This is a genomic window from Actinopolyspora alba (genome assembly GCF_900112765.1).
GTDB lineage: Bacteria > Actinomycetota > Actinomycetes > Mycobacteriales > Pseudonocardiaceae > Actinopolyspora > Actinopolyspora alba.
Window position 1 is genome coordinate 182,091 of sequence record NZ_FOMZ01000004.1, and the last position, 16,942, is coordinate 199,032.

Below are 16,942 nucleotides of genomic sequence, written 5' to 3' on the forward strand. Positions count from 1 at the left end.
TGTCATGGATTCGACGCTCGCCAGGCGAATGCTCGCCGCTTCCACCGAGATCACCAAGGCCGCCCTCGCGGAGGAGGACCCGGGGGCGGTGCTTCCGCTGGTGGTCCGGCGTGCCGCCGCGCTGGCCGAGGCCGACCTCGGGCTCGTGATGGTCCGCGACGAGCAGGACAACCTCACGGTGGAGGCGTCCCACGTCGGTCCGCACGCCCCCGAGCCGTTGACCGACCCGGTGGGTTCGGTGCTCTCACCGCACTCCGCCGCTTCCCAGGTGGCACACGGCGGTGTGCCGGTGGTGGTCGACGACCTCATCGACGATCCGATGACGGCTCCCTACGTCCCGTGGGCACTGCGGGTGTACGGTCCGTTCGCCGTGGCCCCGTTCGGCACGCACGAACGGAGGTTGGGCGCGCTGGCGGTGTACCGCAGGCGTGGGGCGGAGCCCTTCACCAGGGTGACCGTGGATCTGCTGACCTCGTTGGCCGCGCAGGCCGGGCTGGCGCTGGTGCTGGCGGAGGGGTCCACCGCCCGGCAGCGTATCGCCGTCTACCAGGAACGCGAGCGGATAGCGCGCGACCTGCACGACGTTATCGTGCAGCGGCTCTACGCGGCCGGTGTCCAGCTCAACGTGCTCGACCGCAGGATCGCCGACGATCTCGATCCCTCGGACGCGAAGCGACTGACCGAGATCACCGATCAGATCGATCAGACCATCGCCGAGGTGCGCGCGACCGTGCGCACGCTGACCTCCTCCGATCCCGAGCAGTCCGCGCGGGCACCGGATCTGGCGGAGTCACTGCGCGGTGAGGTTCGCATCGCGGGTGAGCTGCTCGGCAAGCCGCCCGAGCTGGAGCTGTCCGGCGACCTCGACGAGGTTCCGGTGGCGGTGGCCGACCACGCACGCGCGGCGTTGCGCGAGGCGCTTTCCAACGTGGTGCGCCATTCCGGCGCCCGGAACGTACTGGTCCGGGTGCGACGTACCTACGACGGGCTGCTGTTGCAGGTCACCGACGACGGTTGCGGTATTCCGCGGGACGTGACCAGGCGGGGGCTGCGCAACATGGCGGAGCGCGCCACGGCCGCCGGAGGCAGCTGCACCATCGATTCCTCCCCGGACAGCGGCAGCACCGTCACGTGGCAGGTGCCGCTCGCCGCGAGCTGAGTCCGGCGATGGTCGCTACCGGGGACGAGCGATCCAGCGGCTGCCGATACCGGTCCGCCGGTGGCGGATCGGGCCATCGGTGGCGGTCAGCTCTCCGGTGGCCGGTCAGCTGTTCGGTGGCCGGTCAGCCCTGTCTGCGGGCGTACCAGGCGGCCGCCTGGGTGCGGCGTGCCATCCCCAGCTTTGCCAGCACCGATGTCACGTAGTTCTTCACCGTCTTCTCGGCGAGGAACAGCCGTTTGGCGATCTCGCGGTTGCTCATGCCCTCGCCGATCAGTTCCAGCACCCGCTGTTCCTGTTCCGTCAGCGTGTCCAGCTCGTCCGGCGGTTTCTCGCTGTCCTCGCGCATCCGGTCCAGCACGCGGCGCGTGGTCACCGGATCCAGCAGGGAGCGTCCCGCGGCGACCTCGCGGACCGCGTTGACGAGGTCCTGGCCCCGCACCTGCTTCAGCAGATAGCCGGAGGCACCCGCGTTGATCGCTCCCACCAGGGCCTGCTCGTCGTCGAACGCCGTCAGCACCAGGCAGCGTGGCGGCTCGGGTAACTCGCGCAGCCCACGGCACAGCAGCAGCCCGTCGCCGTCCGGCAGCCGCATGTCCACGACCGCCACGTCCGGCCGATCCGCGCGTGCCCGGACGAGTCCCTCGTCCACGTTGCTCGCCTCACCGACGACGTTGACGTCCGGCTCGGTGTCCAGTAGATCGCGCAGCCCTCTGCGCACGACTTCGTGGTCGTCGACGAGCAGCACGCGTACCTGCACGGCCTCCACGCTACTGGCGTGCTCCGCCGCGCGGTCGGGCAGGGTGTCCGCTGCTCGTTCCGGCGGGCCGGAATCGTCCCGACCCGCGAGCTCGGGAGTTCCTAGTGCCGGAGCTTCCCGCTCCGGCAGTTCTTCCTGCCGCCCTTGCCGGGTACGCTCTGCTGCGTCTGCTCGACGGCTCGGTGCGCGCCCTGCCGGGCCCGGTAGCCCACCGAGGGCTTGCCCTTCGTGTCCACCGCCGTGGTCAGCAGCCCGCCGAGCAGGCCGAGATTCTTCAGGAAGTGGATCTGCTGTGCGGCGCGCTGCTCCGGATCGTCGATCTCCCAGAAGGCGTGCGCCGCGAGTGTGGTCGGTACCAGACTGCCGCTGAGCAGCAACGCGGCCAGCCGCGGTGACTTGCCGAGTCCCAGCAGCACACCCGCGCCGATCTTCACCGCGCCATCGATCTTGACCAGGGTTCGGGGATTCGTGGGTACCTGCTGGGGCAGGCTGTCCTTGACCGGAGCGGTGGCTCGCTCCAACAGCGGGGTGGCCGCCTTGGCGTGACCCTCGGTGTCGCGGAAGACTCCGATACCGCCCCAGACGAAGATCGAAGCCAACAGTGGACGCGCGAGCCTGCGGATGAGCATCGACGAAACCTCCCGAGGTACTACACCTAGCCAGCCTGCGACGTGGCCGACGTTACGCTTCCGCGTTCCGTTCCGCTCGGGGCGGAGTCATCGCTCGGTCATCGCTCGACGATGCCCGCGGGTGGGGCGGCTTCCGTGCGGTCAGGCGGTGTCCACCCGTGCGAACACCTCGTCCCACGCGGCTGCCGTCTGCTTGGCGCAGAGTTCCGGCGCCGCGCCGCCCACCCCGGTTCCCAGCCCGGGCAGCGCTATGGAACGCACCACGTGGCGCACCGGTGTCCCGTTGTCCAGCACCGCTCCGGACCACAGCCGAAGCATCGCCCTGGCCGCCAGGTAGGGGTGCACGGTGTCACCCGGCAGTGTTTCGCCCGGTTCCCGCATGGTGGGGGCGCTGATCAGCCAGGTGGGTACTCGGCAGCCGGTGGGGACCAACAGCGCCTCGCCGACCGGAAGCTCGCCCCCGTGGTAGGCGAGTACGGCACTGCGCACCTGCTGTTCCACATCGGGAAACGCGCTCGCGTAGGCGGCGTCTATCCCGCCCCGCATCCAGCCGTACGAGTTCGCCGGGCTGACCACGGCGTCGACGTGCGTGTCGAGTACCGAACCGTGGTGAACGCTGATGCCTTCCCGGCCGTAGGCGATGCTGTTCCACGCTGCGGCCAGCGGCTCGTCCAGTGCGCACAGGACCAGCCGCAGCTCCGGTTCCGCCCCGTATCTCGAGCGCTCCGAATCCGCGGTCACGTGCACAGCATCGCAGTCGGAACGGGGTTCGCGTAATTGGGTAGGTCACACTCTGGGGGCATGATCTTTACCACTAACGTGTGAACTGGGGTTTCTTCGGCAGTGCCCGGGTGACAGCTCCCGTAGCAGCTCGGCATAGGCTGGCCGCGTGCCCCGAATCGCGTATCTGGGTCCGCAAGGCACGTTCACCGAACAGGCCGCGCGTGAGCTGACAGCGGACTTCGCCGCAGAGCTGATCGCCCACGACACCGTGCACTCGGCGTTGGAGGCGGTACGTGCCGGGGAGGTCGAAGCGGCCGGTGTGCCGATGGAGAACTCCGTCGAAGGGGCCGTTCCGTCGACCCTGGACGGGCTGGTGGCGGGTGACCCCGTGGTGGCCGTCGCCGAGCTGGTGCTGCCGATCCGGTTCGACGTGCTGGCGCGCCCGGCAACCAACCCCGCGGAGATCACCTCGGTGGCGAGCCATCCGCACGCGCTGGCTCAGGTACGCGGTTGGTTGGCCCGGGAGCTGCCCCGGGCGCAGGACGTGCCCACCGCTTCCACCGCCACCGCCGCGGTGGAGGTGGAGAGCGGCACGGCGGACGCGGCCGTGGTGGCTCCGGTCGCCCACCGGTACCACTCCCGACTCACCCGGTTGGCGAGCGATATCGCCGATGTGGACGACGCGGTCACCAGGTTCCTGCTGGTCCGTCGCCCGGGGCACCTGCCGGAGCCGACCGGAGCCGATCGGACCTCGATCGCCGTGGTCGCGCACGACGAGGTGGGAGCACTCGGTGAGGTGCTGTCCGAGCTCTCGCTGCGCGGCATCAACCTGAGCCGGATCGAGTCCCGGCCCACCAAGGACCGTCTCGGCGCCTACCGGTTCTTCCTCGACTTCGACGGCCACGTGGCCGACACCAGGATCGGCGACGCGTTGACCGGGTTGCACCGTCGTTGTTCCGAGGTGCGCTTCCTGGGATCGTTCCCCAAGGCCGACAGCAAGCCCGTCAGCGTGCGGGCGTCCGACTCCGAACAGGCCTTCCGCCGCTCGATGCGGTGGTTGAGCGAGGTGCGCAGGGGAAGAACCGCCTGAGACCCGGGCCGCCGCTAGCCCCAGCCGAGCGCGTGCAGCTTCTCCTCGTCCAGCCCGAAGTGGTGCGCCAGTTCGTGCACCACGGTCACCGCGACCTCCTCGACGAGGTGCTGCTCGCTGGAGCACATCTCCAGCAGTGGTTCCCGGTAGATCGTGATCCTGTCCGGCAGCACTCCGCCGTAGTTGCTGTCGCGCTCCGTCAGCGCGACCCCCTCGTAGAGCCCGAGCAGCGACTCGTCGTCCGGGTTGCGGTCCTCCACCAGGATGACCACATTGCTCAGCTCCCGCAGCAGCTGTTGCGGAACCCGGTCCAACGCGTCGCCGACCAGCTCCTCGAAACGCTGTGACGACATTTCCACCGGCATCTCGTTCACCTCTGGCCGTCGGCGGGAACTCCCGGTTGTGGCGTCTTCTCGGGGGCGGGCTGGTCACTGATGGAGATCTCGCCGGTGACACTGCCAGTCACCGGGGCGAACCCACCGTCGTCGAGTGTGGCCGCGACCTTGCAGTTGACCTTGCGCGATCCGGCCTGCCAGCTCTGCTTCGAGATGTTGTCCCAGTAGAGCGACAATCCCTTGTCCTCGGCCACGTTCTTGCCGCCCGCGTAGTCGGCCAGCTGTTTCTGACATGTCGTGAGCAGGAACTCGTCCTGCTTTTCGGTGGCGGGACGGCCGTCCTTGAACTTCTGGCTCAGATCGGCGACACCGGTCATCTCCACCGAGTGCGGTTTCGAGCACTCGACGGGGGAGGACACCGAGGAACCGCTGATTCCCAGGCAGGTGCCCACGTCGTAGATGTCGGACTGGTCGAGGGAGTCGACCTTGCCGGTGAAGCGGTACAACTGGCCTGCAGGTCCCGGTTGCTGCAGCGCGCAGTGCAGCGTGCGGTCACCGCTGTTCCAGCTCTGCTTGCTCGGCAGGAAGGCGCTGACCTCGTAACGGCCGTTCGGGTCGAAGCCGTTCCGCAGGTACTGCCGTGCCACGTCGGCGCAACGTTTGGTCTTGATCTCGTTGAACACCTCGGTGCTGGGGAACTCGGCGTCGGGACCGAACCGCGCCCACACCTCGGTGGTCCCGGTCATCTCGAACAGGTGCGGTTCGGAGCAGGGGACTTCGCTGATGTCGCTGGCGTCGTCCTGGGTCCAGTTCAGGCAGGTCCCGGCCGGTGCCTCGAAGTCGGGGGGAGGAGCCGTCGTGGTGGGCTTCTGCGCCAATCCGGGGGGCGGGTTCTCGGCGGAGGGCCAGTTCAGCAGCGCCGCTACCGTGAACACCAGCAGGGCGCCGATAACGGCCATGATCATCACCAGTCGTGCGTTCGCGGCTCCCTGCCGGCTCCGGTCGCCACGGGAGGAGTTGTTGTCGCCGGAGTTCTGCTCCGACGGTGATTCGGGGGGCTCGGCCATCACTCCTCCATATTGCCTGGCTCGACATCGGAACGCGCACAGCACGGTGTGTTTCGCTCCTGAGGGGGGTGCGGAGCACGCCCGTGGGCGCGCGGGGCCACCCAGGCTGGGGGACACCGGCCGCTACAAGCTAGGCTGACCTGCCGTGATCGACCTGAAGACGCTGCGCGAGGATCCCGACGCCGTGCGCGCTTCGCAGCGCGCCCGTGGGGAGGACTCCGCTCTGGTGGATGCACTGCTCGCCGCCGACGAGCGGCGCAGGTCAGCGGTGGCCGGCGCCGACGAGCTGCGTGCCGAGCAGAAGCGGATGGGCAAGGAAGTCGGCAAGGCGTCGGGCGAGCAACGCGATCGCCTGCTCGCCGAGGCCAAGGAGCTCGCCAACAGGGTCAAGGAGGCCGAGGCCGAGCAGACCGCCGCCGACGCCGAACTGGAACGGGCGCAGCGGGCCGTTTCCAACATCATCGAACCCGAGACCCCGCACGGGGGCGAGCAGGACTACGTCGTGCTCAAGCACGTCGGTACGCCCCCCGAGTTCGACTTCGGGATCGCCGATCACCTCGAACTGGGGACCTCGCTGGGCGCGTTGGACATGGAGCGCGGGGCCAAGGTCTCCGGGGCGCGGTTCTACTTCCTCACCGGTGTGGGGGCCCAGCTCGAACTGGCGCTGCTCAACATGGCCGCGGCCAGTGCGACCGCGGCCGGTTTCACGCTGACCGTGCCGCCGGTGCTGGTTCGCCCCGAGGTCATGGAGGGAACCGGTTTCCTGGGGGCGCACTCCGACGAGGTCTACCGGCTGGAGCAGGACGACCTGTACCTGGTCGGTACCTCCGAGGTCCCGCTGGCCGGCTACCACCAGGGCGAGATCCTCGACTTCACCGCGGGTCCGCGTCGCTACGCCGGTTGGTCCACCTGCTTCCGCAGGGAAGCGGGTTCCTACGGGAAGGACACCCGCGGCATCATCCGGGTGCACCAGTTCAACAAGCTGGAGATGTTCTCCTACTGCCCACCGGAGCAGGCCCGCGAGGAGCACGAGCGGCTGCTGGCGCTGGAGGAGGAGATGCTGGGCAAGCTCGAACTGTCCTACCGGGTGATCGACACCGCCGCCGGCGACCTCGGTGACAGCGCCGCCCGCAAGTTCGACTGCGAGGCGTGGATCCCCAGCCAGGGGGAGTACCGCGAACTCACCTCCACCTCCAACTGCACCACGTTCCAGGCACGGCGGCTGAACGTCCGCTACCGCGACGCGGACGGGGCGAACCGGATCGCGGCCACGCTCAACGGGACACTCGCCACCACCCGCTGGATCGTGGCCATCCTGGAGAACCACCAGCTGTCCGACGGCTCGGTTCGGGTTCCGGAGGGGCTGCGCCCCTTCATGGGCGGTACCGAGGTCCTGACCCCGTAGTCGCCACCCGGTTCCGGACCTCCCGCCGCGAGAGCGGGCGGGAGGTTCCGGCCGGGGAAAACTCGGGCAGGCCGAGTTCGATCTCCTGTCCTCACCCGGTGGCGGCGGGTTGCGTGACCCGTTCCGCCGTTCCCTTCTCCAGCGTCACGCGTACGCAGGCCGCGGCCAGCCGGGCCAGATCCGCCTCGTCGACGAGTTCGGCGAGTTCCTCGGCACCTCCCGGCAGGCCGACCCGCTGCGCGCCGGTCAGGGCCTTCTTGTCGAAGTAGGGGCGCAGCTCCGGCCACACCGCCTGTGCCTCGCGGCAGAAGATGTCGGCCCCCACCGGACCCAGCTTCGGGATCCGTCGCAGCGATTTCCGCAGCGCGTCGGCGTCCCCGTCCGCCTCCGCGCGCACGTTGCGCGGATCGCCCGCGTACTCGTCCCGCAGCAGTTCCGCTCCCTGGCCGAGGGCGGTGGCGGTGCTCTCGTCATAGCGGACGTAGTGTCCACGTCCCAGCGCGTCCACCCGCTGCTGCCAGGTGGCGCGCAGCATCCGTTCGGGCGTGTCGAACTCGGCGAGCTCGCGGTTGGCGGCCACCGCGATCTCGGCCTTGATCCGGGTGGACAGCAGCACCGACAGCACCAGCAGCCGGTACAGCGGTTCCGGTCGGTTCCGCAGCGTGATGTCCGCCTGCGCGGCATAGGTCGTGCCCGCCACGTCCAACAGGCGGCGGGCCGTGGTTCGTGTCGTCATGGGCCGGGATCTCCCGACGGCGAGGTCGTCACTTCCGAGCGTTTCGCGTTCCGCCCGGTGAATACCCGGCACGAGCCGTCGGTATTCCGCGTTGTTCCGCGTCGCGGGCAGCGGTTCGCACGGCAGCGGGTCAGTGCTCCTTCAAACCGGGCAGCACCTCCGATGCGATCTCCTCCAGTACCGATTCCTGCCCCGCGAACGGTGCCTCCGTCCGGGGCCAGTGCACGATCACGTCGGTGAATCCCAGTTCGCCCGCTCTGCCCAGCACGTCCCTGAAGCGCTCGACGCTGCTGAGCGAGTAGACCGAGCCGGCGTCGGCGTTCAGGTAGCGCGGCACCCTTCCCGGCACGCGCCCCCGCTCCCGCAGTACTTCCTCGAAACGTTCCGTGTTGTCCCGCAGCGAACGCCACCACGCCTCGTCACCGGTCACTTCCGCGCCCGACCCGCGGCCGTTCGTCACCCAACCGTTGCCGAACCGCGCGGCGAGGCGCATCGCGCGGGGTCCCTCCGCGGCCACCACGAACGGGACACGCGGTGTCTGGACGCAGCCGGGGGAGCGGCGCGCCTCCACCGCCGAGTAGTACTTGCCGTCGGAACTGACGTTGTCGTTGGTCAGGATCGAGTCCAGCAGCTCGGTGAATTCCCCGAAACGCTCGACCCGGTCGGAGATGGACAAGGGCTCGGTTCCGAACACCCGCTCGTCGAAACCGCTGCTTCCCGAACCGAGGCCGAGCAGGAAGCGGCCGTCGCTGACATCGTCCAGCGCGGTCACCTCGCGGGCGAAATGCACCGGGTGTCGGAAATTGGGGGAGCTCACCAGCGTGCCCAGCTTGATCCGGGAAGTCACGGTGGCCGCCGCCGTGAGGGTGGGAACCGCGTCGAACCACGGTTTGTCCACCAACGATCTCCAACCCACGTGATCGTAGGTCCAGGCGTGGTCGAAGCCGTACTCCTCCGCCATACGCCAGAGCGGCTCCGCGGCCCACCAACGGTGTTCGGGCAGAATCACTATCCCAACGCGCACACTCGTGACCGTATACGTTCATGCCGCTCCGCTACGAGAGGTAGGCACGGCGTAGGCGGCATGTGCCATGAAAGTGGTGCGCATCGCGTCCCGATAACCGGCTCGGCACGGCAGAATGGTCTGGTGCGCAGACCATCCCTTGTCGCTTCCGACGTCGACGGAACCCTGCTGGATCCCGCGGAGCGGGTCAGCGAACGCACCGCGCGCGGCGCGCGCGGCGTTCATGACTCCGGAACTCCGTTCGTGCTGGTCACCGGCCGTCCACCTCGCTGGATCCCGCGAATCGTCGCGGGTCTCGGCGTGGCCGGGACGGTGGTGTGCTCCAACGGGGCGGTGCTCTACGACGCGGCGGCGGACCGGGTGCTGCACAGCACGGCGATCGAACCGACGACCCTGCGGGAGGTGACCGGCGAGCTGCGCGACGCCTTACCGGGTTGTTCCTTCGGGGTGGAGCGTTCCACCAGCGGCGCGCACGACCGGTTGGACCAGCAGTTCATCGCCGAGTCCGCGTTCCACCGCTGCTGGCCCAACCCGGACCTGCGCATCGCCGCGCGGGACGAACTGGTCGGTGTGCCGGTGGTGAAGCTGCTGGTCATGCACGAGCGGATGACCAGCGCCGAGATGGCGCCCGTCGCGGAGGAACTGATCGGGGGACGGCTGGGGGTCACCTACTCCACCGGCGCCGGGCTGCTGGAGCTGTCCGCGCCGGGCGTGAACAAGGCGGCGGGACTCGCGCGAGTGGCCGAGCAGCTGGCGGCTGATCCCCGCGACGTCATCGCGTTCGGCGACATGCCCAACGACATCCCCATGCTGGAGTGGGCTGGGCACGGCGTGGCGGTCGGCAACGCGCACCCCGATGTTCGCCAGGTCGCCGACGAGGTGACCACGAGCAACACCCACGACGGGGTGGCAACCGTGCTCGAACGCTGGTGGTGAACTCCTGCTGTCGGCGGCTCGGTTTGCGTGGCGGTGCGGGTGGCGGAGCCTCTCGCACGGCTCTCGCCGCGGGTGCCCCGACATCGGGTAGCGACCTACACGACGTCGGGGCCGTCCTCGCGAGAGCCGCACGCGAGAACCCGCTGCGGCGCCGATGGCGAGAACGGTCGGAGCGCGGCCCGTGCCGTCCCACAGCCCGGCGATTTCGTGGGAAATCGACGGCCGCCCCAAGCCGGACCGCCGTACGCACCGGGGCCCTTGCCCAGTGGCGCGGCGATTTCGCGAGAAATTGCCGCCAACTGGGGCCGCACCGGGGCACCGGGGTACCGGGGCGTCAATTTCGCGAGAAATTGCCGCCCCCGCACCGCTTGTCAAGTGGCAGCGGCTACTGATTCCTGTCTGATGGTGTCCATCCGGGCGTAGACGTTGTCGCCGGGGCAGGCGGTCTCGCCGACGTCGCGGTGGGTGAAAATCCTGGGCAACGTGACCGAGGTGCCCTCGGGATACTTGTTCCCCTTGCCTCCCCCGGAAACCAGCGTGGTCTGCCCCAGCGGATCACGGCCGACGGTGCCGAGCTTCCAGCCCGCGATCCGTCCGGTCGAACGCAGCGCGCTCTCGGTCGGATAGGCGGTCTCGAAGTTGCCGATCAGCGCCACCCCGAAGGTCTGACCGTTGAATCCCTTGGTGTGGCCACCCACGACGTGGCGTCGCAGTCCGTCGGTACGTCCGGCGAAGATCGTGCCGCACTTGTCCACCAGCGCGTGGTAGCCGATGTCGCCCCACCCGAGTTCCACGGCGTGGTAGTGATACAGCCCCCGGACCACCTCGGCGGAGCGCGCGCAGGTGTAGTCGTTCGTCTCCACGGTGTGATGCACGATCGCCGCCCGCGTGGTGGCCGAGTACTCCGGTGGCCAGCGCATCAGGCTCTCGTCGGCGCCCCACTCCGCTCGGGTCACCACCGGCGGCCGTGCGCTCCGCCGCTCGATTTCCGAACGCACCGGCTCCGTGCCCGGCGTGATCGCGATCAGTTCCAGCTCCCCGGTCACGTACTCGCCCGCCCGAACCGCGCGTATCCGGATGCGGGAGCTCGGCCCGGTCCACCAGGCACCGCTCGCGCCCGCCGCGCCGGACACATCGGTGCCGCCGTGTCCGGAGGAGCCCAGCGGCGACAGCTCGTGCCAGGAGCTCCAGCGCCCGTCCTGCCGGTACTGTGCCGCTGTTCGGTCCGGGGCTCTCCCGTCCCAGGTGACAGCGACCATGCTGAACCGCTTTCGGGTCCGCACCGTGCGTACGCCCGGTGAGCTCCGTGTTCCCGGTGCATCGGACAGCGATCGGTGCACCGCCGTGGTTTCCCCGCGAGTCGGACTCGATCGTTCCGTGGTCGAACCGGCTGCGCCGGTGGTCAGCAGTGTGGTCGTGGCCAGTGCGATGGTTCCGACGATTAAGCCGCGGAGCATAGGTCGCCTCGCTCACATTGCCGGGAGCCCCGGAGGGTGGTTTTCGATGTGAGTTGTTCACACCTTCGCGGGGCAGTATGCGACCCGATAACTTCACGCGCCCGTCGAAGCCTCGTTATCCGAAACCACGATCGCGAAACCGACACGATCAGTCGCTGATGGCACGCGGTTTCGGCACCCGATCGGTCTAACGCTACCCTCGCGGCTGTGAGCTTCGGAGGTTATGACCTGATAATCGTAGGTTCCGGATTTTTCGGACTTACGATCGCTGAACGCGCCGCCACCCAGTTGGACAAGCGAGTACTGCTGCTGGAGCGAAGGCACCACATAGGTGGTAACGCCTACTCCGAGGCCGAGCCGGAAACCGGCATCGAGGTGCATCGTTACGGTGCGCATCTGTTCCACACCTCGAACAAGCGCGTGTGGGACTACGTCAACCGCTTCACCGACTTCACCGACTACCAACACCGGGTCTTCACCCGGTATCAGGGACAGATCTACTCCTTCCCGATGAACCTCGGGCTGATCTGCCAGTTCTTCGGACGTGCCTTCACGCCCGACGAGGCGAAGGCGCTGGTCGCGGAGCAGGCTGCCGAGATCGAGACCGCCGACGCCAAGAATCTCGAGGAGAAGGCGATCTCGCTGATCGGTCGTCCGCTCTACGAGGCGTTCGTGCGCGGTTACACCGCCAAGCAGTGGCAGACCGATCCCAAGGAACTGCCCGCTGCCAACATCACTCGACTGCCGGTGCGCTACAACTTCAACAATCGCTACTTCAGCGACACCTACGAAGGCCTGCCGGTGGACGGTTACACCGCCTGGCTGCGTCGGATGGCCGACCATCCCAACATCGAGGTGCGGCTGGAGACCGACTACTTCGACGTGCGCGACCAGTTGCCCGACGTCCCGGTCGTCTACACCGGTCCGCTGGACGGTTACTTCGACTACTCCGAGGGTGAGCTCGGCTGGCGAACCCTCGATTTCGAGACCGAGGTCGTACGAACGGGTGACTTCCAGGGCACGCCGGTGTTGAACTACGCCGACGAGGAGATCCCTTACACGCGGATCCACGAATTCCGGCACTTCCATCCGGAGCGCGATTACTATCCCAATGACAAGACCGTGATCGTTCGGGAGTACTCGCGTTTCGCGGAGAGTGGTGACGAGCCCTACTACCCGATCAACACGGCCGAGGACCGGGCGAAGCTGGAAGCCTACCGTGATTTGGCCAAACGGGAGGCGAAGGAGCGCAAGGTGCTCTTCGGCGGCAGGTTGGGCACTTACAAGTACCTGGACATGCACATGGCCATCGGATCCGCGCTGAGCATGTTCGACAACAAGGTTTACCCCTACTTCACCGAGGGCCGCTCGCTGGACGGCTCGATGGAGGACTGACGTGACTGACCGGACTTCTCCGACCGAGCCTGACCTGGCCGAGTCGGATCAGTTGGAGCAGGACGCCGCGGAGCGGGACTCCTCGGAACAGGACACGACGGCTTCCGGGACGGAGAGTGACTCCGCACAGGCCGTGGGTGAGAGCAAACTCGCCGACTCGGCCACGGTCCGTACCGGCGGCAAGCGGATCGGGGCGGAACAGGTGCTGCAGCGGGTGTTGCTCCCCCGCCCGGAGGACCCGATGGACGCCCGTCCGCTCTACCTCGACGAGCCGGAAGCCGCTTCGCAGCACGCCACCGTGTTGTCCCGCCGATCGCTGCGTGTTCCGGTACACACCAACATCTCGTTCGCCTCGTACTTCAACGCGTTCCCCGCCAGTTACTGGAAGCGCTGGACGAAGCTGAACGAGGTCGTGCTGCGGCTCAAGGTTCGTGGCTCGGGCAGGCTGGACGTTTACCGCTCCAAGCCGAACGGCGACATCGTGCACCTGGAGGGAACGGCCGTATCCAGTCCGAAGTCCTGGCGCCGGCTGGAGTTCCGCATCTCGCTCAAGCCCTTCGAGGACGGCGGCTGGATCTGGTTCGACCTGTTCACCAACGAGGGTGACATCGAGCTGGACGAAGCGGCTTGGACCACCGACCTCAAACTGCCGAAGCAGCGGGTGGTGGTGGGTACGACCACCATGCGCCCGGAGGACTGCGTGCAGACACTGCAGACGCTGGGCGAGGACTCGCAGGTCCTCGATCTCGTCGAACGTGTGGTGGTGGCCGATCAGGGGGCGCAGAAGATCCGCGAGACCGAGGGCTTCGACGAGGCCGCTCGTCGGATCGGCGACAAGCTCCACGTCATCGAACAGCCCAACCTCGGTGGTTCCGGCGGGTTCACCCGCGTGATGTACGAGGGGATTTACAACTCCGACGCCGAACAAGTGATGCTGTTCGACGACGACATCGCGATGGAACCCGACGGTGTCCTGCGCTCCAACGCCTTCGCGCGTGCGTCGGTGCAGCCTGTGGTGGTCGGCGGGCACATGCTCAATCTCCAGGCCAGGTCACGGCTGCACACGATGGGTGAGGTCGTCGATCTCGGTGCCGCGATGTGGCGTGCCGCACCCGGAGCCGCCACCGACCACGACTTCGCCCAGTACCCGCTGCGCAAGAGCAAGAAGCTGCACAAGCTCATCCATTCCACCTACAACGGGTGGTGGATGTGCCTGTTCCCGAGGGAAGTCATCGAGCGGACGGGTCTGCCACTGCCGCTCTTCCTCAAGTGGGACGACGCCGAGTATCACCTGCGCGCGGGCGAACGCGGCTATCCGACCGTCTCGCTGCCCGGGGCCGCCGTCTGGCACATGCCCTGGACGGACAAGAACGACGCGACGGACTGGACGGCCTACTTCCACACCCGCAACAGGCTCATCCTCGCCGCGCTGCACAGCCCGGACGACGTGCGCAAGAACCTGGTCAAGCAGAGCCTGAAGCTCACGCTGCGACACCTGTTCTCCATGGAGTACTCCACGGTCGCGGTGCAGCTCAAGGCCGTCGAGGACTTCCTGGCCGGGCCCGAGGGGCTCTTCGACAGCCTGCGAACCGCCTTACCGGAGGTCCGCAAGCTGCGTGAGCACTACTCCGACGCGCAGACCTACTCCTCCGCCCGGGAACTACCGACTCCCTCCGCCAATCCCGCCATGGCCGAAGCGCTGTTGGATCCGCCGGTACACCCGGTGCGGATAGCCAAGCGTGCCTCCCAGGCGTTGCTGCACAACCTCAAGGCCCCCGATCCGAACGCCAAGCAACGGCCGCAGCTGAACATCCCGTCCTCGAACGCGCTCTGGTTCCTGCTCGGCGCGCTGGACAGTGCCACCGTATCCACCGCGGACGGGAGCGGTACCGTGTTCCGGCGACGCGACCCGGACGAGTTCCGCAGGCTCGGCAGGCGGGCTCTGGCCGACTACCGCAAGCTCGTCAGTGAGTGGCCCCGGCTGCGTGACGCTTACCGCCAGGCGCTGCCGGAACTGACCAGTCCGGAGTCCTGGAAGCGGATGTACGAGTGATTCGAAGTGAACCCGAGCGTCGGGCACTGCCGGGTGCGCGGATCCGGGACCGGAACACCGGTCCCGGACGGGCACCCGGCGTGGACGCACCTCGGCAGGAGAGGGAGCCGGAGACGAAGTGGACGGAGAGCTGACCACCGTGGCAACCGAGCCGATCGAGCCGGAGCAGGCCACGGAGGAGAAACCGCCCGCTGCGGTCACGGCCGAGACCACCGCGGTGCGTCGGGTTCAGAGCGTGCTGGCAGTACAGCCGGTAGTTACCCTCGCGAAGGGCATGTCCAAATTCGGTGACCACGCACTCGGCTGGCTTGCGGTCGGGGCGGTCGGGGCGATCACCGACCGCCGACGTCGTCGTGAGTGGGTGTTGGCGGCCGCCGGTGTCGCCGCTTCGCACGGCGCCTCGATCGCGGTCAAGCGCCTTGTGCGGCGCAGACGCCCCAGTGACCCGGGTATCCGGGTGCTGGTCGACACCCCCAGCCGGTTGAGTTTCCCCTCCTCGCACGCCACTTCGACGACCACGGCCGCGATTCTCTACGGCAGGTTGCTCGGACGCGGCGGGCTGGGACCGGTGGTGGTGCCGCCGATGATGGTCAGCCGCCTGGTGCTCGGTGTTCACTATCCGAGTGACGTGCTCGTCGGCTCGGGGCTCGGTGGTGCGGTCGCACTGGGCGTACGTCGATACGTCGAGCGGCGGAGGAACCGTGTCTGACAGGAACGAGGTCGATTCACGGTCCCAGGAGGAGAGCACTCCGGGAACCAACGACGGACAGCGGTCCGAACGGTCGGCGACGACCCCCGCTTCCGGTGGCGGCGTCGACACCGCCACCACCGAATGGGAAGCCGAGGCCGAACGTGACGCCGAGCCCTCGGCCGCCGAGGTGGACTCCGCGGATACCGAGGAGGCCGTGCGGGACGACTCCGAAGGACTGATCGGCTCGGAGGCGGGCGGTGAGGCCGGTGCGTTGGAGGACCGGTTCATCGGAGACACGGCGACCACGGACTCGGGCGGGGCAACGACCGCCCCGGGATCGCACCAGGACAAGTCCTCGGATACCTACCACGCGAGGGTGATCGCCGCCGCGGGAACTCCGACCGGGCTGGTCAACGGACTGCTCAAGGAGCTGCGGCCGAAACAGTGGGTCAAGAACATCCTGGTGCTGGCCGCACCGTTCAGCGCGGGCGAGCTGTGGGCGGTTCCGACCCTGCTCGACGCGGCCGTGGCCTTCGTGGTCTTCTCGATGGCCGCTTCGGGGATCTACTTCATCAACGACGCTCTCGACGTCGAGTCCGACCGGGCGCACCCGACCAAGCGAAACCGGCCGATCGCGGCGGGGTTGATTCCGCTGCCGGTGGCCTACGCGGTGTGCGGGTTGTTGCTCGTCGGCTCGCTGGTCATATCCGGCCTGATGAGCATGGGGCTGTTGGCGGTGATGGCCGTCTACGTCGCCGTGCAGCTCGGCTACTGCTTCGGACTCAAGCACCAGCCGGTGATCGACCTGTGCATAGTGGCCTCCGGCTTCCTGCTGCGCGCGGTGGCGGGCGGCGCCGCCGCCGGGCTGGAGATCACCCAGTGGTTCTACATCGTGGTCGCTTTCGGTTCGCTGTTCATGGTGGCGGGCAAGCGCTACGCGGAGGTCAAGCTCGCCAACGAGACCGGAGCCAAGATCCGCAAGTCGCTGCGGGCCTACTCCGCCTCGTACCTGCGGTTCGTCTGGGCCATCTCGGCCGCGATCATGATCATGTCCTACAGCCTGTGGGCCTACGACATCCGGCAGGAGGACAACTCGATCTGGGGAGTGGTGTCGATCATTCCCTTCGTGATCGGCATCCTGCGCTACGCGGTGGACGTGGACAAGGGCGTGGCCGGTGAGCCGGAGGAAGTGGCCCTCAAGGACAAGGTGCTGCTGGTACTGTTCGGCATACTCGCCTGGTGTCTCTTCCTCGCCTTCTACCTCTGAGAATCACTCTGGGAGTTGCGTGTCTGGTCGGTTAGCCGGCACGTGAGTCGGCGCCTTGCGGCGTTGGGCCGGCTCTTGAGCAGCGACCTACGCGGCGAGCGGCCCGGCCTCGCAATGCATCCGACTCACGCACCGGAGACACGCGCGCTGCTCACGTGGGAAGACGAGTGGTGCGGCCTCGCGACTCGGCTGCCGTAGTTGGTTTCGTGGCGGAA

Annotated in this window: 16 protein-coding genes; 8 read left to right on the forward strand and 8 right to left on the reverse strand. The window is 68.0% G+C overall.

Annotated features, from left to right (window positions below; genetic code table 11):
- Positions 1-4 precede the first annotated feature (4 nt).
- Positions 5-1,159 carry a GAF domain-containing sensor histidine kinase gene (locus tag BM150_RS07190; RefSeq protein WP_092925660.1) on the forward strand — a complete coding sequence of 385 codons (1,155 nt, stop codon included), beginning with the start codon at positions 5-7 and terminating at the stop codon, positions 1,157-1,159.
- 124 nt (positions 1,160-1,283) lie between these two features.
- Here the strand turns inward: BM150_RS07190 and BM150_RS07195 are convergent, their stop codons facing one another.
- The 3 genes from BM150_RS07195 to BM150_RS07205 form a co-directional block, all read right to left on the reverse strand.
- Complete coding sequence (locus BM150_RS07195; protein WP_092925662.1) at positions 1,284-1,919, reverse strand: response regulator; 636 nt, start codon at positions 1,917-1,919, stop codon at positions 1,284-1,286.
- Between the two features lie 101 nt (positions 1,920-2,020).
- A complete protein-coding gene (locus BM150_RS07200) occupies positions 2,021-2,548 on the reverse strand; it encodes a DoxX family membrane protein (RefSeq protein WP_092925357.1) in 528 nt (175 codons plus the stop codon).
- 141 nt (positions 2,549-2,689) lie between these two features.
- Positions 2,690-3,289, reverse strand: a complete 600-nt coding sequence (locus BM150_RS07205; RefSeq protein WP_092925664.1) for a macro domain-containing protein — start codon at positions 3,287-3,289, stop codon at positions 2,690-2,692.
- 148 nt (positions 3,290-3,437) lie between these two features.
- On the opposite strand from BM150_RS07205, the gene pheA reads away from it, so the two are divergent.
- Positions 3,438-4,361, forward strand: coding sequence for a prephenate dehydratase (gene pheA / locus BM150_RS07210; RefSeq protein ID WP_092925359.1), 924 nt, complete (start codon positions 3,438-3,440; stop codon positions 4,359-4,361).
- Between the two features lie 14 nt (positions 4,362-4,375).
- Here pheA and BM150_RS07215 read toward each other — a convergent pair whose 3' ends face one another.
- Together BM150_RS07215 and BM150_RS07220 are read right to left on the reverse strand one after the other, a co-directional pair.
- Positions 4,376-4,726: a metallopeptidase family protein gene (locus BM150_RS07215; protein WP_092925666.1), complete on the reverse strand. Its 351-nt coding sequence runs from the start codon at positions 4,724-4,726 to the stop codon at positions 4,376-4,378.
- Positions 4,727-4,731: 5 nt separating this feature from the next.
- Entirely contained in the window at positions 4,732-5,763 is a 1,032-nt protein-coding gene (locus tag BM150_RS07220; RefSeq protein ID WP_092925361.1) for a septum formation family protein, read from the reverse strand.
- A 145-nt stretch (positions 5,764-5,908) separates the two neighbouring features.
- Between BM150_RS07220 and serS the strand changes: the two genes are divergently transcribed.
- Positions 5,909-7,168 carry a serine--tRNA ligase gene (gene serS / locus BM150_RS07225; RefSeq protein ID WP_092925363.1) on the forward strand — a complete coding sequence of 420 codons (1,260 nt, stop codon included), beginning with the start codon at positions 5,909-5,911 and terminating at the stop codon, positions 7,166-7,168.
- A gap of 91 nt (positions 7,169-7,259) precedes the next feature.
- Here serS and BM150_RS07230 read toward each other — a convergent pair whose 3' ends face one another.
- Both BM150_RS07230 and BM150_RS07235 read right to left on the reverse strand, forming a co-directional pair.
- The gene (locus BM150_RS07230) at positions 7,260-7,904 is read right to left on the reverse strand and encodes an endonuclease (RefSeq protein ID WP_092925668.1); all 645 of its coding nucleotides are present in this window, start codon (positions 7,902-7,904) and stop codon (positions 7,260-7,262) included.
- A 130-nt stretch (positions 7,905-8,034) separates the two neighbouring features.
- Positions 8,035-8,928, reverse strand: a complete 894-nt coding sequence (locus BM150_RS07235; protein WP_092925365.1) for an LLM class flavin-dependent oxidoreductase — start codon at positions 8,926-8,928, stop codon at positions 8,035-8,037.
- 123 nt (positions 8,929-9,051) lie between these two features.
- Here BM150_RS07235 and BM150_RS07240 point away from each other — a divergent pair, with 123 nt between their 5' ends.
- Positions 9,052-9,864: an HAD family hydrolase gene (locus BM150_RS07240; RefSeq protein WP_092925367.1), complete on the forward strand. Its 813-nt coding sequence runs from the start codon at positions 9,052-9,054 to the stop codon at positions 9,862-9,864.
- 371 nt (positions 9,865-10,235) lie between these two features.
- Here BM150_RS07240 and BM150_RS07245 read toward each other — a convergent pair whose 3' ends face one another.
- On the reverse strand, positions 10,236-11,123 hold the full coding sequence (locus tag BM150_RS07245) for a peptidoglycan recognition protein family protein (protein ID WP_245755326.1): 888 nt from the start codon (positions 11,121-11,123) through the stop codon (positions 10,236-10,238).
- Positions 11,124-11,528: 405 nt separating this feature from the next.
- Here BM150_RS07245 and glf point away from each other — a divergent pair, with 405 nt between their 5' ends.
- The 4 genes from glf (at position 11,529) to BM150_RS07265 (ending at position 16,727) form a co-directional block, all read left to right on the forward strand.
- Positions 11,529-12,716 (forward strand): UDP-galactopyranose mutase, encoded by a 1,188-nt coding sequence (gene glf, locus BM150_RS07250; protein WP_092925371.1) that lies wholly within the window; start codon positions 11,529-11,531, stop codon positions 12,714-12,716.
- A gap of 133 nt (positions 12,717-12,849) precedes the next feature.
- On the forward strand, positions 12,850-14,769 hold the full coding sequence (locus tag BM150_RS07255; protein WP_342752549.1) for a glycosyltransferase: 1,920 nt from the start codon (positions 12,850-12,852) through the stop codon (positions 14,767-14,769).
- Between the two features lie 118 nt (positions 14,770-14,887).
- The gene (locus BM150_RS07260; RefSeq protein WP_217641437.1) at positions 14,888-15,478 is read left to right on the forward strand and encodes a phosphatase PAP2 family protein; all 591 of its coding nucleotides are present in this window, start codon (positions 14,888-14,890) and stop codon (positions 15,476-15,478) included.
- Positions 15,471-16,727 (forward strand): decaprenyl-phosphate phosphoribosyltransferase, encoded by a 1,257-nt coding sequence (locus BM150_RS07265; protein WP_245755328.1) that lies wholly within the window; start codon positions 15,471-15,473, stop codon positions 16,725-16,727. The genes BM150_RS07260 and BM150_RS07265 overlap by 8 nt, the downstream gene beginning before the upstream one ends.
- Positions 16,728-16,942: the final 215 nt, after the last annotated feature.

Bases quoted from the DNA above. Each gene is read 5' to 3' on its own strand.
- BM150_RS07190 (WP_092925660.1), top strand. From the start codon at position 5: ATGGATTCGACGCTCGCCAGGCGAATGCTCGCCGCTTCCACCGAGATC.
- BM150_RS07200 (WP_092925357.1), bottom strand. From the start codon at position 2,548: ATGCTCATCCGCAGGCTCGCGCGTCCACTGTTGGCTTCGATCTTCGTC.
- BM150_RS07215 (WP_092925666.1), bottom strand. From the start codon at position 4,726: ATGCCGGTGGAAATGTCGTCACAGCGTTTCGAGGAGCTGGTCGGCGAC.
- BM150_RS07220 (WP_092925361.1), bottom strand. From the start codon at position 5,763: ATGGCCGAGCCCCCCGAATCACCGTCGGAGCAGAACTCCGGCGACAAC.
- BM150_RS07230 (WP_092925668.1), bottom strand. From the start codon at position 7,904: ATGACGACACGAACCACGGCCCGCCGCCTGTTGGACGTGGCGGGCACG.
- BM150_RS07245 (WP_245755326.1), bottom strand. From the start codon at position 11,123: ATGGTCGCTGTCACCTGGGACGGGAGAGCCCCGGACCGAACAGCGGCA.